Genomic DNA, 19,901 nt, shown 5'->3' with positions numbered 1-19,901 from the left:
GAGTTCGACATGAAACACTTTTCCAAGCCGCTGACCGCCATGGGCCTGGCCCTTGCGCTCTCCGCCGGGGCGCTGAGCCCGGCGATGGCCGAGACGCTGAAGGTCGCCTGGTCGCAGGATGCCACCGGCCTCGATCCGCACAAGCAGACCGCCTTCTCGTCGATCCGCTTCCTTGAGCTGATGTACGAGCCGCTGGTGCGCCTGGATGCCGATGCCGCCATCGCCCCGGCGCTGGCCACCGACTGGGCCTTCAACGACGAGGCGACGGAACTGACCCTGCATCTGCAGGCCGATGCCACCTTCCATGATGGCACGCCCGTCACCTCGGCCGACGTCAAGGCCACCTTCGAGCGGATCCTCGACGAGGAAACCGGCGCCTCGGCCCGGGCCAACTACACCTCGATCACCGAGATCGTGACGCCGGACGACAAGACCGTGGTCTTCAAGCTGGACGGCCCGAACGTGCCCTTCCTGACCGCGCTGGCGACGCTGAATGCCGCCATCGTCCCGGCCTCGGCCATCGAGGCGGGCACCCTAGGCACTGAGGTCGTCGGCTCGGGCCCGTTCAAGTTCGAAAGCTGGACGCCGAATTCCGGCGCCAAGCTGGTTGCCAATGACGGTTGGGCGGGCGGTGAGGTGGCCATCGACGGCCTCGACATCTCGGTGCTGCCGGATGAGACAGCGATCCTTGCCGCGCTGCGCTCCGGCCAGGTCGATTTCGCGCTGATCAACGATCCCTTCGTCGCCACGCTGATCCCCCAGACCCCGGGCCTGAAGCTGGAGAAGGCGCCGGTGCTGTCCTATCACGTGCTGCAGCTGAACGCCGAGCGCGACGCGATGACCGAGCTGAAGGTGCGTCAGGCGATCTCCTGCGCGCTCGACCGCCAGGACATCCTGGACACCGCCCTGCTGGGCGAGGGCGCGGTGACCGGCCCGATGACCATGGCCGCCTACGGCAATGAAGTCAGCGACCTGTTCTGCTACGAGCAGGATCTGGACAAGGCCAGGGCGCTGATGTCCGAGGCAGGCTTCGCCGACGGTTTCTCGGCCGAGATCATGGCCGCCACCGGCGAGCCGCCGACCGCCGCCTCGGAAGCGCAGGTGATCCAGTCGCAGCTGGCCGAGATCGGCATCGACCTGAAGATCCAGTTGCTCGAACTGAACGTCTACGTCGACCGCTGGCTGGCCGGTGACTTCGACATGGCGGTGGCGCTGAACGGCGGCAAGCCCGATCCCTTCACCATGTACAACCGCTACTGGATGAAGGAGGCCACCTTCCAGAAGGTCGCCCATTACATCGACGACGACCTGGACCGCCTGATGACCGAGGGCCGCGTCACCACCGACCCCGAAGCGCGCAAGGAGATCTTCGCCGAGCTGGAAAACAAGCTGGTCGAGGCCTCGCCCTGGGTCTGGCTCTACACTGGCTTCTCCTATGCCGCCGCGCAGGAGGACGTGAACGGTTTCGTCGCCACCCCCACGGGATCGCTCTTTGCGCTCTCTGACGTGACCATCGACAGGTAAGCAGACGGGAGACCGGGACAGATGCCCTATCCGCTCAAGCGCCTGCTGGCGTTTCCCCTGGTGATGTTCGGCGTCTCGGTCTTCGTCTTCATAGCGATCAGGCTGGTGCCGGGTGACGCGATCACCGCGATGCTCGGCACCGAATCCGGCCTGCTGACCCCGGCGCAGCGCGAGGCGCTGACAGCCTATTTCGGGCTCGATCAGAACATCTTCGTGCAGTTCTGGCGCTGGCTGTCGGGGGTGGTGCAGGGGGACTTCGGGATCTCGACCACCTACGGCCAGCCGGTGCTGCGGGTGATCTTCGACCACTTCTCGCTGACGCTGGAACTGGCAGTGCTGTCGATGCTGCTGTCGCTGGTGATCGGCCTGCCCGCCGGGATCTACGCCGCCACCCACAAGGACCGTCCCGGCGACCTTGCCGTCCGTGTCGTCGCCATGCTGGGCCAGTCGACGCCGGGCTTCGTGGTCGGCCTGCTGCTGATCTTCTCGCTGTCGGTCTTCTTCGGCGTGCTGCCGCAGATGGGCAGCTTCGTGCCCTTCTGGCAGGATCCGCTGGGCAACCTGTCGCAGATGATCCTGCCCGCGCTGACCCTCGGCACGGCCTTCGCCGCCGCCGTCATACGGGTCTCGCGTTCGGCCATGCTGGACATCCTCTCCGAGGACTACGTCCGCACCGCGCGCTCGAAGGGGCTGTCGCGGCGCCGGGTGATCTGGCGCCATGCGCTGCCCAATGCGCTGATCCCGCTGGTCACCCTGTCGGGCGTCGAGTTCGGCTACCTGCTGGGCGGTGCCGTGCTGGTCGAGCAGATCTTCGCCCTGCCGGGGCTGGGCCGCGTCGTTCTGGATGCGATCCAGCAGCGCGATTACGCGCTGGTGCAGGGCACGATCCTGTTCATCGCCTTCAACTTCATGGTCGTGAACCTGCTGGTGGATCTCGCCTATGCCGCGCTCGACCCCCGTATCCGTTTCGAGACCAAGTGATGTCCCTCTTTCGTGATCTTCTTCGCCACCCCTCGGGCCGGATCGGCCTGATCATCGTCCTGGTCTTCCTGCTGGCCGCCATTGCGGGCAAGGCGGGGCTGTCGCCCTTCGATCCGCTGGCCCAGGACCGGCTGGCGCGCCTGCAGGCGCCCTCGGCCAGCCATCTCTTCGGCACCGACATGTTCGGGCGCGACGTGCTGTCCCGGCTGATGGTCGGCGTGGCGCAGAGCTTCATCGTCTCGTTCTTCTCGGTCGCCGTGGCGACGCTGGCGGGCACCGTTCTGGGCCTGACCGCCGCCTGGTACGGAGGCCTCTGGGACGGCATCGTGATGCGGCTGATGGATGTGCTGCTGGCCTTCCCGGCCATCCTGCTGGCGCTGCTGATCATCGCCATCATGGGGCCCTCGGGCTGGACCTCGATCCTGGCCATCGCCATCGTCTACACGCCGATCTTCACGCGCGTCGTGCGCGGCCCGGCGCTGTCGCTGAAGCGGCGCGATTTCGTCGATGCGGCGCGCAGCTTCGGCTCGTCCCGGCGCTACATCATGTCCCGCCACCTGGCGCTGAACCTCGTCGCCCCGCTGACCGTGCAGATCACCCTGGCGCTGGCCTGGGCGCTGATCACCGAGGCGGGGCTGTCCTTCCTCGGCCTCGGCACCCAGCCGCCACAGGCCTCGCTGGGCCTGATGCTGGCCGATGCCCGCAACCTGATGGAGATGGCCCCCTGGCTGCTGCTGGTGCCCGCCGTGGCGCTCAGCTTCGCCGTGCTGGGCTTCAACCTGCTGGGCGATGCGCTGCGCGACCTTCTCGACCCCAAGACCCGGAGGGCCCTGGCATGAGCAGCCTGCTATCCGTCCGCGACCTCAAGGTGGGCTTCGGCCCCCGACCCGAAAGCAACGAGGTCGTCCACGGCGTCAGCTTCGACCTCGCCCCGGGCGAGACCCTGGCCATCGTCGGCGAAAGCGGCTCGGGCAAATCCGTGACCTCGATGGCGGTGAACCGGCTGATCGACTTCGGCGGCGGGCGCATCACCTCGGGCAGCACCGCCTTCACCCGCGCCGATGGCAGCACAATCGACCTGGCCCGCGCCGAAGAGCGCCAGCTGGAAGGCATCCGGGGCCGCGAGATCGGCATGATCTTCCAGGAGCCGATGACCTCGCTGAACCCGGTGCTGAGCATCGGCACCCAGATCGAAGAGGTCTTCCGCATCCAGTTCGCCATGTCGGGCGCAGAGGCGAAGACGGCCGCCCGCGAGGCGCTGGAGAGGGTGCGCATCCCCGATGCCGCCCGCCGCCTGACCTATGCGCCGCACCAGCTGTCGGGGGGTATGCTGCAACGGGTGATGATCGCCATCGCCCTGGCTTCGAACCCGCGCCTGCTGATCGCGGACGAGCCGACGACGGCGCTGGACGTGACCATTCAGGCGCAGATCATGGGCCTCTTGTCCGAGATGAAGCGCGAGACCGGCACCGGAATGATCTTCATCACCCATGACATCGGCCTCGTCGCCGGTTTCGCTGATCGCGTCATGGTCATGCAGCAGGGCGAGGTGGTCGAGCAGGGGATGCTGGACGCGGTTCTGGACAACCCGCAGCATGATTATACGAAGCACCTGCTGAACGCGGTGCCGCATTTCTCGGACGGGCGCTCGGTGCGCCATGACATGCAGCGCGACGAAGGCAGCCGCAAGGTGCTGGAGGTCGAGGACCTGACGGTCCGCTTTCCGGTCCGCGCGGGCCTGCTGAAGCGGCAGACCGGCAATGTCCATGCGGTCGAGGGCGTGGGCTTCGACCTGATGCAGGGCGAGACCCTGGGCATCGTCGGCGAAAGCGGGTCCGGCAAGTCGACCACGGCGCGGGCGATCCTGGACCTGGTACGCCCGACCAAGGGCCGCATCCGGGCCGAGGGTCTGGCCGGGGCCGTGTCGGACAAGCCGGTGCAGATGGTGTTCCAGAACCCCAACGCCTCGCTCAATCCCCGGCTGACGGTGAAGCAGCTGCTGGCCGAACCGCTGATCGCCGTGCGCCGCCGCATCGACGCCGAGGCGGTGTCGCGGATGGAGATGCTGCTGGATCGCGTCGGCCTGCCCGCCGACAGCCTGGCGCGCTATCCGCATGAGTTCTCGGGCGGTCAGCGCCAGCGGCTGTGCATCGCCCGCGCGCTGATGCTGAACCCCTCGATCCTGGTGCTGGACGAGGCGGTCTCGGCGCTGGACGTCTCGGTGCAGGCCAAGGTGCTGGACCTGCTGATCGACCTGCAGAACGAATTCGGCCTGGCCTATCTGTTCGTGACTCACGACATGGCGGTGGTCGAGCGCATCGCGCATCGCATCGCCGTGGTCTACGCCGGTCAGATCGTCGAGATCGGACCCACCTCCGAGGTGCTGGCCAATCCGCGCCACGACTACACGCGCCAGCTGATCAAGGCCGTGCCCTCGCTCGACCGGCGCCACAGTGACTATGGCATCGACCTGACCGAGATCCCCTCGCTGGTCCGTCCCATGGGCTGGGAACCCGACGCGCCGCGCTATGAGAGCGCGGGTGAAGGTCACCTCGTGCGGGCAGGGGCCTGAGATGGGGTTCGCGCGCGCCACCACCGTCATTGCCGCGCATCTGCAACGCACCCCCATCCCCGGCGCCGTGCTGGGGCAGGTGCTGGCCGATGGCAGCCGCCGCACCTGGTCCTGCGGCCAGCGCGAGACCGGCGACGACGCGCCGGGGATGGAGACCGACACCTGGTTCGACCTTGCTTCGCTGACCAAGGTGATCTTCACCACCGAGCGCATCCTGGCCCATGCCGCCGCCGGCCGCATCGACCTGGACGCGCCGCTGATCTCGGTGATCCCGGACCTGCACCAGTATCACGCGGGCTCGTGGCAGCGGCAGGTGACCTTCCGCGACTGCCTCGGCCACCGCACCGCCTATCCGGCGGTCGAACCGATCTACACCTACGGCAGTGACCCCGCGACGCTGCGCGCCTTCGTGCTGCAACGGAACTGGCAGCCGGGGCCGCAGGTCTATTCCGACATCAACTTCATCCTGCTGGGCATCGCGCTGGAGCGGCTGGAGGGGCGCACGATCCACCAGATGGAGCTAGCGCCGGGTCTCTCCTTCGCGCCGCCCGCCGATCAGACCGCCCCGACCGAGGCCTGTTCCTGGCGTGGCCGGGTGATGCGCGGCGAGGTGCATGACGAGAACTGCTACGCACTGCAGGGCTCGGGCCACGCGGGGCTGTTCGGGACCATTGACGGGGTGCTGGATTTCGCGTCCGGCCTGCTGGATCGCCACGCGGCGCAGGACGGCCATTGCGCGCTGCTGCTGACCCCGCTGCGCGACACCCGCGGTCATGGCTGGGAGCTGGCGCATGAGGGCTGGCACGGCGGCTCGGCTGCCTCGGCCCGGACCATCGGCCATACCGGCTTTACCGGCACCGGGCTCTGGCTGGACCTGGACCGGGGCTGCGGCTGGAGCCTGTTGACCAACCGCGTGCACCCGTCGCGCCATGTTGAAACCGAGATCCTCGACCTGCGGCGCGCCGTCGGCGAGGCGATACTGGAGGACTGACCATGGACCCGATCTGGGCTGTCGGCCTGATGACCGGCACCGTGCTGGACGGCAATATCGACGTGGCCCTGCTGCGCACCGATGGCGAGACCATCGCCGAGTTCGGCGCCTATGACCTCGTGCCCTACCCGGCAGAGATCAACGTGATCCTGGCCGAGGCACTGGCCCAGGCGCGGGCCTGGAACTTCGAGGGACCGGAGCCTGCGATCTTCGCCGAGGCCGAGGCGCTGCTGACCCGCGCGCAGTCAGAGGCCGTGCGGCAGGTGGTCGAGGGCGCGGGGCTGTCGATGGGCGACATCGGCGTGGTCGGCTTCCACGGCCAGACCGTGCTGCACCGCGCGCCGACACCGGCCCGTCTTGGCGCCACCCGCCAGCTGGGCGACGGGGCGCTGATGGCACAGATCCTCGGCTGCGACGTGGGCTATGACTTCCGCAGTGCCGACATGGCGGCAGGCGGGCAGGGGGCGCCGCTCTCGGCGATCTACCACAAGGCGCTGCTGGAGACGGCGGGCGCGCCCAGGGGCACGGCTGTGCTGAACCTCGGCGGCGTGGCCAATGTCACCTGGCGGGGCGAGGATGGCAGCATTGCCGCCTTCGACACCGGCCCGGCCAATGCGCCGATCAACGATTTCGTCCGCGCCCGGGGCCGGGGCGAGATGGATGTCGACGGCGCGCTGGCGCTGGCGGGCACAGTCGACGAGGCGCTGCTGGCCGAGCGGCTGACCATGGACTACATGACGCGCCCCTATCCGAAATCGCTGGATCGGTTCGACTTCGGCCATGACTGGTGCGCCGGGCTTTCGACCGAGGACGGGGCGGCGACCCTCACCGCCTTCTCGGCGGCGGCGGTCGGCTGCGCGCTGGACCTGCTGCCGACCCGGCCGGACCGGCTGATCGTCTGCGGCGGCGGGCGGCGCAATCCGGCGCTGATGGCGGCGCTGAACGCCCGCGCGGGCGTCGTTGCGGAACCGGCCGAGGTGATGGGCTGGCGTGGCGATGCGGTCGAGGCCGAGTGCTTTGCCCTGCTGGCCGTGCGCAGCCTGCGCGGCCTGCCGATCAGCTTCCCCACCTCCACCGGCGTGCCGGCGCCGATGACCGGCGGCAGGATCGCCCGGGCATGAGCCTCCGCTGGCAGCTGACCGATACGCCGGACGCGGCGGTGGCCGAGCTGGGGCGCCAGCTTGCCGCCTACATTGACGCCACGGTCGGCCCCTCGGTGCGGACCCCGCTGGCGATCACGGTGCATCAGGACGGCGACCTCGTTGCCGGGCTAAACGGCATGACCGCCTGGGGCTGGCTTTACGTGCAGTGGCTTTGGGTCGCGGAAAGCCAGCGCGGTCAGGGCCTTGCCGGGGCATTGCTGGCGCGGGCCGAGGACGAGGCCCGTTCCCGTGGCTGCACCGGTGCCCATATCGACACCTTCAACCCGCAGGCCCGCGCGCGGTACGAGGCCGCCGGCTATGCCCTCTGCGGAGAGATCCCGGATTTCGTCGCCGGGCGCAGCCGCTGCTTCCTGTCCAAGCGCTTCTGAACGCGCGCCTTGTGCGCCAGGTGCAACCGCGTCGCCCTGCCGGGCGCGCGGCACTGGCCTGCCCGGAGAGCCTGACCGCCCCACTGCTGCCCGTGCCTCATGCCCGGCGTATCCCGGCCGCGCAGCCGTCTGGCGGCGCGTGCGCAGGGTGCGCACAGGGCGTTGGAAATCAGGGCGTCTGGTGATACATGCACTTGCATAATAATTCCGACTAAATTACTCGTACTTCCCGAAGCCAAGCCCCGAGCGGCCCAGCCAGATCGACTGAATGACAGAAGCTGGGGACAGTCATGACACCTTCCGCCGAACGGGCTACGCACGGCGCGCCACGCACTGGGCGCCGGGCCGCGCATCACCTTGCCACCTGCAGCGCGCTGGCGCTGATCGCCCTTCCGGGGCAGGGCGCTCTGGGGCAGGAGGCAACAGCGGTCTTCACGCTGGACCCGATCACCGTCGAGCAGCGCGACGAGCTGGGCAGTGAGGCCGACCGCGCCACCTCGATGTATGTCTCCGAGCGCGAGCTGGAACAGGCCCGGACCGGCGACCTCAAGGATGTCTTCTCGGGGATCGCCTCGGTCTCGGTCGGCGGCGCGCTGCCGCTGACCCAGAAGATCTACGTCAACGGTGTCGACATGCTGAACCTCGGGGTGACCCTTGACGGAACGGCGCAGAACAACCGCGCCTTCCACCATGTCTCGGCCAATGCCATCGACCCGGGGCTGCTGAAGCAGGTGCGCGCGGATGCCACCGTCTCGCCCGCCGATGCGGGGCCCTATGCGCTGGCCGGTTCGGTGGTCTTCGAGACCGTCGACGCTGCCGATATCCTCGACACCGGCGCAAACTTCGGCGGCAACCTGCGCCTGTCCTATTCCGACAACGGCGAAACCCTGCAAACCGGCCTGACCCTGGCCGGCCGCGAGGGCGGCTTCGAATGGCTGCTCTACGGCAAGCTGGCGGATGGCGAGGATTACACCTCGGGGGGCGGCGATCGGATGCACGGCACCCGCGCGGCGCTGGAAAGCTACCTTGCCAAGGTCGCCTACGAGGCCGGCGGGCACCGGCTGGAGGTCTCGGCGCAGCGCCTGCAGGACAATGCCCTGCGACAGGAGCGTGCCAACTTCGGCGGCTTCCGTGGCGTGAGCGATGCGCTGATCCCCTATGACACCACCCGCTCGAGCTATGCGCTCAGCTACGAGCAGCCCGATGCCATCGGGCTCTGGGATCCCCGGCTGCACATCGGCTTCTCGGAAAGCCTGATCGACAAGCCCGAGCCCTACGACAGCAACGGCACATCGAACACCCTGTCGATGACCGCCGAGAACACCTTCCACCTCGGGGCCGAGGACACGGTGACCGCCGGCGTCGATTTCCAGCGCAAGCGCGGCCATTACTTCAGCGAGGACGCGACCTATCCCGCCGACGATACCGAAAGCTCGCGCAACCTCGGGGTCTTCGCCCAGGCCCGGTTGCGGCCCACCGAGGCGCTCAAGGTCTCGTTCGGGGCCCGCTTCGACCGGCAGGACTTCACCGGGGTCAACGGTTTCGAGAAGACCTTCCAGGGTGTGTCGGGCAATGCCTCGCTGACCTATGCGGTGACCGAGGCGCTGGCCCTGCGCGGCGGCGTTTCCTCGGTCTTCGGTGGCCTGGTGATCGAGGACAACTACCTCTACGAGGGCCTGCGCGCCCCCGGCAGCTATGACGCGCTGGACGCGGTGCGGGCGGACAATGCCACCCTCGGCTTTGACTGGACGCAGGGGGCCCTGACCCTCTCGGGCGAGGTCTTCGTGACTAGGATGGACAATGCGCGCTCGTCCACTTCGACCTTCGATTTCGAGAGCCGGGGCTTCAACCTCGGCGCGACCTACGGCTGGGGCAGCGGCTTTGCCCGCGCCACCCTGGCCCATAGCGAGGTCAGGGTCGACGGCACCATCGCGGGCAGCTGGGATGCGCAGGACTTCGGCACCCCGATCGGCACGGTCATGGCCTTCGAGATCGAGCAGGAGACCCGGATCAGCGGGCTGACGCTGGGCGGTGGCCTCGACATCGCGCTGGACGAGGAGGCCCCGGATCCGACCTCGCGCGATTACGAGGGCTACACCGTGGTCAATCTCTGGGCCGAATACGTTCCGCCCAGCCTGTCCAACCTGACCCTGCGCGCCGAGGTCAGCAACCTCTTCGACGTGGAATACGCCGACCGTGCGACCTATGGCGCCGAGTACGACACCATCACCACGCTGAAGGAGCCGGGCCGGACGATCTCGCTGGTCGCGGTGACGCGCTTCTGATGGCGGCGGGGCAGGCGACTGTCCCTGCTTCGCGCCGCCGTCCCCCCGGGGGCGGCGGCTTGTGCCGTTCCGGGGAGAGGGCTGCCCGGAACGGCCTTTCCTTGTCCGGGTCTGGCCTTTCCGGGTCTGGCCTTTCCGGGTCTGGCAGGTCAGGGATAGAGGCGGATCAGCTGGCGGGCGACGTCATAGGCCTCGTCCACTGTCAGGCGGCTGCCGATCTCTTCCGCGATGATCTCGCTGTAGGCCTCCCAGATCGTCTGGTGCATCCCCAGGCCGGTCTCGGTCAGGCGCAGGCGCTTGCTGCGCCCGGGGCCGGGGCTGGCCTCGCTGCGGATCCAGCCCTGGGCCTCGATCCGGGCGGCGTGGCGCGACAGGGCATATTGCGCGGTGAACAGCTTCTGCTCGAGGTCGGCCATCAGCATGCCCGCCGGCCCGGCGCGTTCCAGTTCCAGCAGGATCTCGTACCACAGCGGATCCCCGATGCCGTGCTGGCGCAGGCGGCGGGCGATCCGCGCCCCGAGGCTGCGCTGGATCCGCAGCAGGTTGAACCAGACCCGGTTGGCCCCCATCCGGGGGTCGGTATCCCCGGCGAAGGGATCATGCTGCCTGTCGGGGGTATCTGCCATGGTCGGGGGTCCCGCTCGTTCCGTGCCCTCCCACTACCGCTTCACCAGCCTCAACACCATAGGGCCGACACCTCGGGGACGCCCCCGGGTCGGCCCCTCACAACAGGAGTACCACATGACCAGGATTGCCACCCTCGCCCTCTCGGCGTTTCTCGGCCTGAGCACGGCCGCCGCCGCGGAGACCGTCACCGTCCAGACCTATCCCGGCCCGGCCAAGGTCGAGACCGGCCCGGCCAGCACCATCGTCTACGACCTTGCGGCGCTGGATACGCTGGATGCCCTGGGCGTCGCCGGGCTGACCTCGATCAGCAACACCTACCTTGACTACCTTGCAGGCTACGCCGGTGATGCCGGCTCGCTGTTCGAACCCGACTTCGAGGCGGTCAACGCGGCCGAGCCCGACCTGGTGATCGTCGGCGGGCGCTCGCAGCCGCACCTGCAGGACATGGCCCGCATCGCGCCTGCCATCGACATGACGATCTGGGGCGCCGATGTCATCGAACAGGGGCTGGCCCGGCTTGAGGCCTACGGGCAGATCTGGGGCATGGAGACCAAGGCCGCCGCGCTGAAGGCCGAGGTCGAGCAGGCCATCGCCGCCACCCGTGCCGCCGCCGAGGGCAAGGGCAGCGCGCTGATCCTGCTGACCAACGGCCCGAAGATCTCGGTCTATGGCAGCGGATCGCGGTTCGGCTGGCTGCATGACCTGACCGGCCTGACGGAAGCGGCGGGAGAGCTGAAGGCCGAGACCCATGGCGAGGCGGTCTCGTTCGAATATGTTCGCGACCTGGACCCGGACTGGCTGCTGGTCATCGACCGTGTCGCGGCCATCGGTGGCGAAGGCGAGAACGCCCGCGCGACGCTCGACAATGCGCTGATCCGCGAGACGAAGGCCTGGCGCGCCGGTCAGGTGGTCTTCCTCGATGCGGGGCCGATCTACATCGCCGGGGGCGGGGTGCAATCGACGCTGATGACGCTGGAAACCCTGCGCGCAGGTCTTGAAGGGCAGGGCAGCTGAGCGGCGATGTCCCGTGTGGAAAAGCTCCGTCCGGCGTGCGCCGGGCGGAGCATGGCCCCGTTGTCAGACCCAGTTTCAGGCCCCAGTGTCAGTCCCCGGCCCAGAGCCTGCGGTAGAGCGCGGCCAGCGCCTCGTCGTCCGCCAGTCGCAGGTTGTTGCCCGGGGTGCCCGAGGCCAGCGCCTGGCGCGCCATCTCGGGGATGGCGGCGGTGAAGGCGGCCTCGGGGATGCCGCGCTCGGCCAGGGTAGGCACGCCAAGGCGCGCATTCAGCCCCTTCAGCGCCTGTACCAGGGCGGCGGCATCCTCGCCGAGACCCATGGCGGCGGCGGCACGGGCATAGGCCTCGGGCGCGGTCTCGGCGGACCATTCGGTCACCAGCGGCATCAGCATCGCGTTGGACATCCCGTGGGGCACATGGAAGGCGGCGCCGATCGGGCGGCTCATGCCGTGGATCAGCGCGGTCGAGGTATGCGACACGGCCATCCCGGCAAGGCAGGCGCCCAGCAACATGTCTTCGCGGGCGGCGCGGTTGCCCGGCTCCTGCGCGGCGACCTCGAGGCTGGCGCCGATCAGCCCCATGGCCTCAGCCGCCAGCCCGTCGGAATAGGGCGTGGCGTTGCGGTTCACCAGCGCCTCCAGCGCATGGGAAAGCGCGTCCAGCCCGCTGTCCACCGTGACCCGGTAGGGACAGCTCAGCGTCAGATCGACGTCCAGCAGCGCCACTGAGGGCAGCAGGGCCGAGCCGAGCAGCAGCAGCTTTTCGTGGGTCGCGGCATCGGTGATCACCGCGGCGCGGGTCACTTCCGATCCGGTGCCGGCCGTGGTCGGGATGCAGATCAGCGGCAGGCTGGGCAGGTCGACGATCCGCGGCACCGAGAAGTCGCGCAACCGACCCGGCTGGCGGCAGAGCAGGGCGACGACCTTGGCGACGTCCATGGCACTGCCGCCACCGATGGCGACCAGCCCGTCCGCGCCGATCTCCTGCGCCAGGGCCAGGGCGGCCAGCGCTTCGGCATCGGTGGGGTCGGGCGAGAAGGCCGAGAAGGTCCCGGGCGTCATGCCCTCTGCGATCAACGCGTCCAGTGCCGCATCGGCGAGGCCCAGTTGCAGCACCATCGGATCGACCACGACCAGCGGGTTCGAGACCCCCAGCCCGGCGGCGACGGGGCCGGTCTGGCCGCTGATGCCGGGGGCCATGCGGATGTCGGGAGGTGTCAGGATCCGCAGCATCTCAATGCGCCAGGATCTTGGACAGGAAGTCGACGGCACGCTGGCTCTTCGGAGAGGCGAAGAAGGCGTCCTTGGGGGAATCCTCGACAACCTCGCCGCCATCCATGAAGACCACCCGGTCGGCAACCTTGCGGGCAAAGCCCATCTCGTGGGTCACCACCATCATGGTCATGCCCTCCTTCGCCAGTTCGACCATCACGTCGAGCACCTCGTTGATCATCTCGGGGTCCAGCGCCGAGGTTGGCTCGTCGAAGAGCAGGGCAATCGGGTCCATCGCCAGGGCGCGGGCGATAGCGATGCGCTGCTGCTGGCCGCCCGAAAGCTGGATCGGGTACTTGTGCGCGTGGCCCGACATGCCGACCCGCTCCAGCAGGGCAGCGGTCTTGGCCTCGGCCTCGGCCTGGCTGCGGCCCAGCACCCGGGTCTGGCCGATGCAGATGTTTTCCGTCACCGTCATGTGCGGGAACAGGTCGAAGTGCTGGAACACCATCCCCACATGAGAGCGCAGCTTGGGCAGGTCGGTCCGGCCGCCGGTCACCTCCATGTCCTTGACGGTGATCCGGCCACCCTGCACCGGCTCCAGTCCGTTGACGCATTTGATCAACGTCGACTTGCCCGAGCCGGAGGGGCCGCAGATCACCACGACCTCACCGGGCGAGACGGTCAGCGAACAGGACTTGAGGACCTGGAAGTTGCTGCCGTACCACTTGTCGACATCTTCGAGAACGATCATCGGTTGCATGGTCTCTCTCTCCTCAGCGTTGCGTGGCCGTATCGGCCTTGATGTCGTACCCCCGGCCGAAGTGCCGCTCGATCCGGCGCTGGATCAGGTCCCAGACCGTGGTCATCACGAGGTAGTAGAGCGCGGCGACGACGAAGAGTTCGAGCACCATGAACTTTTCCTGGATCAGCACCTGGGTGCGGCGCAGCAGCTCTTCCATCGAGATCACCGAGGCGATCGAGGTGGTCTTCAGGCAGCCGTTCACCGAGTTGCCGAGCGGCGGAATGATGATGCGCGCCGCCTGCGGGGCGATGATGTAGCGCATCTTCTGGATCTCGGTCATGCCAATCGCGCGGGCGGCATTGGTCTGGCCCTTGGGCACGGAGCTGATGCCGGCGCGGATGATCTCGGAGAGATAGGCCGCCTCGTTGATCACCAGGCCGATCAGCGTCGATTCCAGCACCGAGAACTTGATGCCGAGCTGCGGCAGGCCGGTGTAGATGATGATCAGCTGCACCAGCAGCGGCGTGCCGCGGATCAGCCAGGTGTAGAAGTAGGCGATGCTGCTGAGGACGCGGAAGGGGCTCATCCGCATCAGCGCCACGACGCAGCCCGCGACGAGGCCAAGGCTCATCGCCGCGATGGTGAGGCCCAGCGTCACGGCGGCGCCTTCCAGCATGTAGGTGTTGGTCAGGTAGTCGAAGAACCCGTCCCAGTTCCAGCCTTTCACGTTCGTCTCCTCATGACGGTGCGCGGTGTCGCGCGGGCAGGGGGTGGGGGCGCGGTGGATCCGCGCCCCCCAGTATCGGCCCGAGTATCGGCCCGAGTGTCGGGAACAGTCGCCGGGGGGCGGCAGATCAGAGGCCGGGGCCCTTCAGCTGGATTGCGCCGTCATCGGCCTGGCTGACGCCGTAGCTTTCCATGAGGGCAGGCAGCCAGCCGTCGGCGTTCATCTCCTGCATGACCTTGGTCACCGGCTCGGCGATCTCGGTGCTGCCGAAGGAGAGCGAGCCGGGCGTGGCGTATAGCCCGCCGATCGCATGGTCGAATTCGCCGGTTTCCTTGTAGAGCTTGGCCACCGGGTCGATCGAGACCGCGGCCTCGACCTGACCGGCGCGCAGGGCCTGGTAGACGGTCGCGTAGTTGTCGAACAGCGCGATGTCGATCGGCTCCATGCCCTTGGCCTCGAACTCGGCGTTCAGCTCGCGCATCTTGCGTTCGGCATAGCCGCCGATGTCGGTGCTGACGCGCTTGCCGGAAAGGTCCTCGATGCCCTGGATCGAGCTGTCGCCGGGGGTGGTCGAGATCGAGATGGCGAGGTTCTCGTAGGGGATCATGTACATGATCTCGAGCCGCTCGGGGGTGACGAAGAGGCCGGCATCGATCAGGTCCCAGCGACCGCCCTGCAAGCCGGGCACCATGGTGGCATACTCGGTCGAGATGAAGTCGGCCTCGAGGCAGAGGCGCTTGGCGATCTCGGCGCCCAGTTCGATGCGCAGGCCCTTCAGGGTGCCTTCGGAATCGGCATAGGCCATCGGCGGCAGGGTCGGGCTGACCGCCATGGTCAGCTTGCCCGGCTCGGTCAGCAACGCATCGTCGATGGTGGTGGTGCACTCCTGCGCCTGCGCGGCGGTTGCCAGCGCGGTCGAGGCCAGAAGGGCGAAGGCAAGGGTGCGGGGAGTTCTGTTCATGATCATTTCCTGTTGGTTTGAAGCTGGTTCTTGTTCTTCTTGGGAACTCTGTTCGTCGGGAGGGGATGATGTTTCTTCGGGGTAAACTCCTTTTCCATGGAGGCAGATTTGTCGGGAAAGCTCAACGCATCACGAAGGGATCCGGGATCGGGGCATCGCTGGTGCGCAGCCAGACCGTCTTGATCTTCGTGTAATCCAGCGCCGCGGCCAGCCCGCCTTCGCGGCCATGCCCGGAAAGGCCGTGGCCGCCGAAGGGAGCCATCGGGCTGACGGCGCGGTAGGTGTTCACCCAGACCACCCCGGCACGGATACCGCGGATCATCCGGTGCGCCCGGGTCAGGTCGCGGGTGAAGACGCCCGAGGCCAGCCCATAGGCGGTGTCATTGGCCAGCGCCAGCGCCTCGGCCTCGGTGTCGAAGCCCTGCACCGACAGCACCGGGGCGAAGAATTCCTCGCGCAGGCAGGGGGCTGCGGGGGCGTCGGTGCAATCGAGGATGGTCGGAGGGAAATAGAACCCCGCCCCGGCGATGGCCTCCCCGCCGGTCACCAGCCGCGCGCCTTCCGCAACCGAGCGGGCGCAGAGCGCCTCGGCCCGGTCACGCTGGCGCAGGGTGCAGAGCGGGCCCATCTCGGTGCCCATCTCGGCCGGGCTGCCGATGCTGATGCGGCCCGCCTTCTCGCGCAGCCGGTCGAGGAACTCGGCGCGGATCCGGTTCTGCACCAGCAGCCGAGAGCCAGCGACACAGCTTTGCCCGGTGGCGGCGAAGATGCCGGAAATCTGGGCATTCACCGCCGAGTCGATGTCGGCATCCTCGAAGACGAGGAAGGGCGACTTGCCGCCCAGCTCCAGCGAGGTCGAGGCAAGATTCTCGGCCGAATTGCGCAGGATCTGCCGCCCGGCCTCGGGGCCGCCGGTGAAGGCGACATGGTCGATGTCGGGATGGCTGGTCAGCACGGCACCACAGTCGGGTCCGAAGCCGGTCAGGATGTTCAGCACCCCGGGCGGGAAGCCCGCCTGATCGAAGATCCGGGCGAATTCCAGCATCGGCGCGGGGCCGTCCTCGGAGGCCTTGAGCACCATGGTGCAGCCCGCCGCCAGCGCCGGGCCGATCTTCACCGCCGAGAGGAACAGTTGCGAGTTCCAGGGCACCACCGCCGCCACCACGCCAAGCGGCTCGCGGCGCAGCCAGACCTCCATGTCGGGCTTGTCGATGGACAGATGCGCCCCCTCGATCTTGTCCGCCAGCCCGGCGTAGTAGCGGTAGTATTCGGCCACATAGGCGATCTGGGCACTTGTCTCGCGGATGATCTTGCCGGTGTCGCGGGTCTCCAGTTCAGCCAGTCGGGGGGCGTTCTGTTCGATCAGATCCGCAAGGCGCAGCAGCAGCTTGCCGCGCTGTCCCGCGCTCAGCCCGGACCATTCGGCACCTTGGAAAGCGCGGCGGGCGGCGGCGACGGCCGCGTTGACCTCGGCGGCGCGGGCCTCGGGCATCCGTGCCCAGGGCTGTCCGGTCGCCGGGTCGAGGCTGTCGAAACTGGCGCCCGCATCGCGGAAGCTGCCGTCAATGTAGAGCTGGAAGGTGGGCAGGGGGCTCATGAGGCGACCTCGACGGTGCTGGGGGTCTCCATCCAGTCGATCAGCGCCTGGCTGACGCGGTCCGGGGCGGTCAGGTTCACCATGTGGCGGTGCCCCTCGATGACCAGCGCGCGCCCCTCGGGGGCGGCATCGGCCATGGCGCGCGCCATGGCGGGGGTCGAATTCGGATCCTGGTCGCCGGTCAGTGCCAGCAGCGGGCAGCGGATCGCGGCGAAGCGGTCGGCATAGATGTCGTCGCCGCGCGAGAAGGCGCCATAGGCGGTGGCATAGCCCCGGGGCGAGACCTCGGCCAGCCAGCCCGCGACGCTTTCGCGGGCGGCAAGGTGGTCGCGGTCTTCGCCGAACCAGCGCAGCAGCGGGGCGGCGGCATCGACATCCCCGGCATGCAGTTCGGCAGCGCGGGCCTCGACGGCGGCGCGGGCCTCGGGGCTGCGCCGGAAGACGCCGTTCAGGAGGGCCACGCGGGCGACCTTCTCGGGGTGGGTGACGGTATAGCCGCCGGCGATCAGGGCACCCATCGAATGGCCCGCCAGGCTGACCGGTCCAAGATCCAGCGCGCCAAGCGCACGGTCCAGCCAGGCAACGAAGTCGGGCAGCTCGGCGCCGGCGGGCAGGGGGCTGCTGCCGCCATGGCCGGGCATGTCCAGTGCCAGCACGCGGCAGCGCCGCGACAGGGCGGGAAACTGCGGTGCCCAGGCGGCGGACTGCATGCCGACGCCATGGATCAGCACCAGCGGCGCGCCAGAGCCCTCGTCCCGGTAGGACAGGACGGCGCCGTCCTCAGACAGAGGCAGGGTTTTCAAGGTCATGCCCGAGTTCCTTCAGATCCTGGTAACGGTCGCCGATACGGTGATGCGGGCGGCCCCCGACGGAGGCGCCAAGGGCCACGACGATCTCGTCCGGGGCCGGGGCATCCGCGACCGAGAGCTGGATGGTCAGGTAGTGGCTGCGGCGCCCGCCGTCGTTCTTGTCCATCAGCGGGATCTGCAAAGAGGCATTGGCCGGGCCGCGGGTGTTGGTGAAGGCCAGGTAGGACTTGGCCCCGACCGCCTCGCGGTAGTGATTGCCGAAGCGCAGGGTGTGGATCAGGCCTGAGGCGTGCTCGACTTCGCCGTTGACGCCGACGATGGCTGCCTTGCCGTAGCCTTCCACCTTGTCGCCGCCCCCGGCGGCCTCAAGCACCATCCCGGTGAGCAGGGCGCCCAGGCCGGGCGCGCAGTCCAGGATGGCGGGGCGCAGATCCTCGACAAAGCCCTGACCCGCCCAGGGGTTCCGGATCACGGCCAGGGCCGCGATCATCTTCAGCGGCACGGGCGCCACCTTGCCGCCTTCGATCCATGTCGTTTCGACATGCAGCAGGGTCTTTCGGATTTCAGCAGGCATTCACGGCTCCCATCGGTGTCGAATCGTCTCACTGTAGGATGGAATACCGTAATACAATCGTACAAACAATCTTGTTGAGCCGATCAGAGGCTGATATCCAGATCGCATGTCAGATATTGGGCTCAGCAAAATCGAACAGCAGCCGACAACGCTGCGGGATGTCGTCCTCGAGAGGCTTCGGGATGCGATCATCGACGGTGTCTTCAAGCCGGGGGACCGGCTTGTGGAAAGGGTGCTCTGCGAACAGCTGGGCGTGTCGCGGACGGTGGTGCGGGAAACCCTGCGCTACCTGGATGCCGAGGGGCTGGTCACCCATGTGCCCAATCGCGGCCCCATCGTGTCGGAGATGAGCTGGGAGGACGCCCAGCAGATCTACGACATCCGCCTCAAGCTCGAGACCGCGGCGGCCATGGCCTGCGCGCGCAACATGACGCCCGAACTGGCGGACCGGCTGACCGCCGCGCTGGCCACCCTGCAGCACGCCGGGCAGGAGCAGGCGCCGGGGGCGCTGTTCAAGGCCGCGACGCGGTTCTACGGGCTGATCTTCGAGGGCGCGCGGCACAATATCGCCTGGGAGATCGTGCAGCGCCTGAACGGGCGCATCTCGCGGCTGCGGATCCTGACCCTGACCAGCGACAACCGAGAGTTGCCGGGCCCTCAGCACATGCAGGCCATCTGCACGGCGATCATTGCTCAGGATCCCCAGGCTGCCCTCGCGGCAGTGGAAGAGCACCTGCGCGAGGCGAAGTCCATCGCGCACCGGCTGCTGACCGCGCCCGAGCCTGTCTGAAAGGCCGTGTCACGTCCCCTGCCGCGGGTGGGGGATGTTCTTGACTGAAATGCTCGGGTAATTTACGTCGAAGGGCGAGACCTGCGCCTGCCGCAGCCCTGTTGCGATGCCCTGGCGCGGTGCCGGGCGGCTGTCTGCGGTGGTGGCTTCCGCGGGTCCGCAACTTCGGAGGACTCCCATGAAGCTTACGCCCCGCGCCCTGTTCGTCACCGGCGCCCTGCTGGTCTCGGGACCGGCCCTTGCCGATCAGACCATTGCCCATGCCATGGGTGAGACCACCGTGCCGGCGGCCCCGGAACGGGTGGTTACCCTGACCAACGAGACCACCGAGGCCGCCCTTGCGGTCGGGGTCAGCCCGGTCGGGGCACCCGCCTCGTGGTATGGCGAACCCTGGTATCCCCACCTCGGCGACCGGCTGGCGGGGGCGCAGGTGCTGGGCACCGAGCTGGCGGTGAACCTCGAGTCCGTGGCGGTGCTTGCGCCCGACCTGATCATCGGCAGCCGCAAGCGCGACGAAGAGATCTATCCGCAGCTTTCGGCCATTGCTCCCAGCGTGATGATCGAGGGGATCGGCGACTGGAAGGAGAACTTCCGCTTCGTGACCGGCGCGCTTGGCCGCGCCGAGGCAGGGGAGGCGGCCCTGGCGTCCTATGAAACCCGCGTGGCGGCCCTGCGCGAGGCGCTCGGCGAACGGACCGCAGAAAGCGTCTCGGTGGTGCGCTTCGTGCCGGGGCAGACCTATCTCTACCAGGCGGGCAGCTTCCTGGGCCATGTGCTGGCCGATGTCGGCTTTGCCCGCCCTGCGCCGCAAGATGGTCCGGGGCTGTCCGTGGCGGTCGGCGCCGAGAGCATCCCGGACATGGATGCGGACCAGCTGATCTGGCTGACCTATGACTCCGGCGACGGCAAGGGGGACGCCATGGCCGAGGACATTCTGGCCGATCCGCTCTGGGCGCAGCTCTC

Annotated in this window: 19 protein-coding genes; 11 read left to right on the top strand and 8 right to left on the bottom strand. The window is 68.3% G+C overall.

The genetic code is table 11. From position 1 onward, the window contains the following. The first annotated feature begins 9 nt into the window (after window positions 1–9). From OS124_RS0120930 to OS124_RS0120895, 8 genes are all read left to right on the top strand, one after another. The gene (locus OS124_RS0120930) at window positions 10–1,524 is read left to right on the top strand and encodes an ABC transporter substrate-binding protein (RefSeq protein WP_010141943.1); all 1,515 of its coding nucleotides are present in this window, start codon (window positions 10–12) and stop codon (window positions 1,522–1,524) included. 21 nt (window positions 1,525–1,545) lie between these two features. Continuing rightward, the gene (locus OS124_RS0120925) at window positions 1,546–2,505 is read left to right on the top strand and encodes an ABC transporter permease (protein WP_010141941.1); all 960 of its coding nucleotides are present in this window, start codon (window positions 1,546–1,548) and stop codon (window positions 2,503–2,505) included. Continuing rightward, window positions 2,505–3,344 (top strand): ABC transporter permease, encoded by an 840-nt coding sequence (locus OS124_RS0120920; protein WP_010141940.1) that lies wholly within the window; start codon window positions 2,505–2,507, stop codon window positions 3,342–3,344. The genes OS124_RS0120925 and OS124_RS0120920 overlap by 1 nt, the downstream gene beginning before the upstream one ends. Next, the gene (locus tag OS124_RS0120915; protein ID WP_010141939.1) at window positions 3,341–5,077 is read left to right on the top strand and encodes an ABC transporter ATP-binding protein; all 1,737 of its coding nucleotides are present in this window, start codon (window positions 3,341–3,343) and stop codon (window positions 5,075–5,077) included. Before OS124_RS0120920 ends, OS124_RS0120915 begins: the two co-directional genes overlap by 4 nt. Before the next feature lies 1 nt (window position 5,078). Then, window positions 5,079–6,068, top strand: coding sequence for a serine hydrolase domain-containing protein (locus tag OS124_RS0120910; protein WP_040607718.1), 990 nt, complete (start codon window positions 5,079–5,081; stop codon window positions 6,066–6,068). 2 nt (window positions 6,069–6,070) lie between these two features. Continuing rightward, on the top strand, window positions 6,071–7,189 hold the full coding sequence (locus OS124_RS0120905) for an anhydro-N-acetylmuramic acid kinase (protein WP_010141937.1): 1,119 nt from the start codon (window positions 6,071–6,073) through the stop codon (window positions 7,187–7,189). Further along, window positions 7,186–7,599, top strand: coding sequence for a GNAT family N-acetyltransferase (locus OS124_RS0120900; RefSeq protein WP_010141936.1), 414 nt, complete (start codon window positions 7,186–7,188; stop codon window positions 7,597–7,599). Before OS124_RS0120905 ends, OS124_RS0120900 begins: the two co-directional genes overlap by 4 nt. Window positions 7,600–7,889: 290 nt before the next feature. Continuing rightward, window positions 7,890–9,884 (top strand): TonB-dependent receptor plug domain-containing protein, encoded by a 1,995-nt coding sequence (locus OS124_RS0120895; protein ID WP_010141935.1) that lies wholly within the window; start codon window positions 7,890–7,892, stop codon window positions 9,882–9,884. A gap of 149 nt (window positions 9,885–10,033) precedes the next feature. On the opposite strand, the gene OS124_RS0120890 is transcribed toward OS124_RS0120895, so the two are convergent. Then, on the bottom strand, window positions 10,034–10,510 hold the full coding sequence (locus OS124_RS0120890) for a MarR family winged helix-turn-helix transcriptional regulator (protein ID WP_010141934.1): 477 nt from the start codon (window positions 10,508–10,510) through the stop codon (window positions 10,034–10,036). A gap of 115 nt (window positions 10,511–10,625) precedes the next feature. On the opposite strand from OS124_RS0120890, the gene OS124_RS0120885 reads away from it, so the two are divergent. Then, complete coding sequence (locus OS124_RS0120885; RefSeq protein ID WP_010141933.1) at window positions 10,626–11,525, top strand: siderophore ABC transporter substrate-binding protein; 900 nt, start codon at window positions 10,626–10,628, stop codon at window positions 11,523–11,525. An 88-nt stretch (window positions 11,526–11,613) separates the two neighbouring features. Here OS124_RS0120885 and OS124_RS0120880 read toward each other — a convergent pair whose 3' ends face one another. From OS124_RS0120880 to OS124_RS0120850, 7 genes are all read right to left on the bottom strand, one after another. Continuing rightward, entirely contained in the window at window positions 11,614–12,756 is a 1,143-nt protein-coding gene (locus OS124_RS0120880) for an iron-containing alcohol dehydrogenase (RefSeq protein ID WP_010141932.1), read from the bottom strand. Between the two features lies 1 nt (window position 12,757). Further along, on the bottom strand, window positions 12,758–13,489 hold the full coding sequence (locus tag OS124_RS0120875; RefSeq protein ID WP_010141931.1) for an amino acid ABC transporter ATP-binding protein: 732 nt from the start codon (window positions 13,487–13,489) through the stop codon (window positions 12,758–12,760). A gap of 22 nt (window positions 13,490–13,511) precedes the next feature. Next, a complete protein-coding gene (locus OS124_RS0120870; protein ID WP_010141930.1) occupies window positions 13,512–14,207 on the bottom strand; it encodes an amino acid ABC transporter permease in 696 nt (231 codons plus the stop codon). A 127-nt stretch (window positions 14,208–14,334) separates the two neighbouring features. After that, on the bottom strand, window positions 14,335–15,168 hold the full coding sequence (locus tag OS124_RS0120865) for a transporter substrate-binding domain-containing protein (protein ID WP_138919608.1): 834 nt from the start codon (window positions 15,166–15,168) through the stop codon (window positions 14,335–14,337). Between the two features lie 121 nt (window positions 15,169–15,289). Then, window positions 15,290–16,765 (bottom strand): aldehyde dehydrogenase, encoded by a 1,476-nt coding sequence (locus OS124_RS0120860; protein WP_010141927.1) that lies wholly within the window; start codon window positions 16,763–16,765, stop codon window positions 15,290–15,292. After that, complete coding sequence (locus OS124_RS0120855; RefSeq protein ID WP_010141926.1) at window positions 16,762–17,574, bottom strand: alpha/beta fold hydrolase; 813 nt, start codon at window positions 17,572–17,574, stop codon at window positions 16,762–16,764. The genes OS124_RS0120860 and OS124_RS0120855 overlap by 4 nt, the downstream gene beginning before the upstream one ends. Continuing rightward, a complete protein-coding gene (locus tag OS124_RS0120850; RefSeq protein ID WP_010141925.1) occupies window positions 17,546–18,148 on the bottom strand; it encodes an amino acid synthesis family protein in 603 nt (200 codons plus the stop codon). Before OS124_RS0120850 ends, OS124_RS0120855 begins: the two co-directional genes overlap by 29 nt. A 106-nt stretch (window positions 18,149–18,254) precedes the next feature. On the opposite strand from OS124_RS0120850, the gene OS124_RS0120845 reads away from it, so the two are divergent. Together OS124_RS0120845 and OS124_RS25510 are read left to right on the top strand one after the other, a co-directional pair. Next, window positions 18,255–18,938: a GntR family transcriptional regulator gene (locus OS124_RS0120845; protein WP_010141924.1), complete on the top strand. Its 684-nt coding sequence runs from the start codon at window positions 18,255–18,257 to the stop codon at window positions 18,936–18,938. A 178-nt stretch (window positions 18,939–19,116) separates the two neighbouring features. Continuing rightward, on the top strand, window positions 19,117–19,901 hold a 785-nt coding region (locus tag OS124_RS25510), incomplete at its 3' end, for an ABC transporter substrate-binding protein (protein ID WP_010141923.1).

This window comes from Oceanicola sp. S124 (genome assembly GCF_000220565.1).
In the GTDB taxonomy this organism is placed as follows: domain Bacteria; phylum Pseudomonadota; class Alphaproteobacteria; order Rhodobacterales; family Rhodobacteraceae; genus Pseudooceanicola.
The sequence above is the reverse complement of the archived record's forward strand: the minus strand, read 5'-3'. Positions and strand labels throughout refer to the sequence as shown.

Coding starts and splice junctions, on each gene's coding strand:
- OS124_RS0120905 (WP_010141937.1), top strand. CDS start 6,071: ATGGACCCGATCTGGGCTGTCGGCCTGATGACCGGCACCGTGCTGGAC.
- OS124_RS0120890 (WP_010141934.1), bottom strand. CDS start 10,510: ATGGCAGATACCCCCGACAGGCAGCATGATCCCTTCGCCGGGGATACC.
- OS124_RS0120850 (WP_010141925.1), bottom strand. CDS start 18,148: ATGCCTGCTGAAATCCGAAAGACCCTGCTGCATGTCGAAACGACATGG.
- OS124_RS0120895 (WP_010141935.1), top strand. CDS start 7,890: ATGACACCTTCCGCCGAACGGGCTACGCACGGCGCGCCACGCACTGGG.
- OS124_RS0120930 (WP_010141943.1), top strand. CDS start 10: ATGAAACACTTTTCCAAGCCGCTGACCGCCATGGGCCTGGCCCTTGCG.
- OS124_RS0120915 (WP_010141939.1), top strand. CDS start 3,341: ATGAGCAGCCTGCTATCCGTCCGCGACCTCAAGGTGGGCTTCGGCCCC.
- OS124_RS0120925 (WP_010141941.1), top strand. CDS start 1,546: ATGCCCTATCCGCTCAAGCGCCTGCTGGCGTTTCCCCTGGTGATGTTC.
- OS124_RS0120910 (WP_040607718.1), top strand. CDS start 5,079: ATGGGGTTCGCGCGCGCCACCACCGTCATTGCCGCGCATCTGCAACGC.
- OS124_RS0120860 (WP_010141927.1), bottom strand. CDS start 16,765: ATGAGCCCCCTGCCCACCTTCCAGCTCTACATTGACGGCAGCTTCCGC.
- OS124_RS0120865 (WP_138919608.1), bottom strand. CDS start 15,168: ATGAACAGAACTCCCCGCACCCTTGCCTTCGCCCTTCTGGCCTCGACC.
- OS124_RS0120900 (WP_010141936.1), top strand. CDS start 7,186: ATGAGCCTCCGCTGGCAGCTGACCGATACGCCGGACGCGGCGGTGGCC.
- OS124_RS0120855 (WP_010141926.1), bottom strand. CDS start 17,574: ATGACCTTGAAAACCCTGCCTCTGTCTGAGGACGGCGCCGTCCTGTCC.
- OS124_RS0120845 (WP_010141924.1), top strand. CDS start 18,255: ATGTCAGATATTGGGCTCAGCAAAATCGAACAGCAGCCGACAACGCTG.
- OS124_RS0120885 (WP_010141933.1), top strand. CDS start 10,626: ATGACCAGGATTGCCACCCTCGCCCTCTCGGCGTTTCTCGGCCTGAGC.
- OS124_RS0120875 (WP_010141931.1), bottom strand. CDS start 13,489: ATGATCGTTCTCGAAGATGTCGACAAGTGGTACGGCAGCAACTTCCAG.
- OS124_RS0120920 (WP_010141940.1), top strand. CDS start 2,505: ATGTCCCTCTTTCGTGATCTTCTTCGCCACCCCTCGGGCCGGATCGGC.
- OS124_RS0120880 (WP_010141932.1), bottom strand. CDS start 12,756: ATGCTGCGGATCCTGACACCTCCCGACATCCGCATGGCCCCCGGCATC.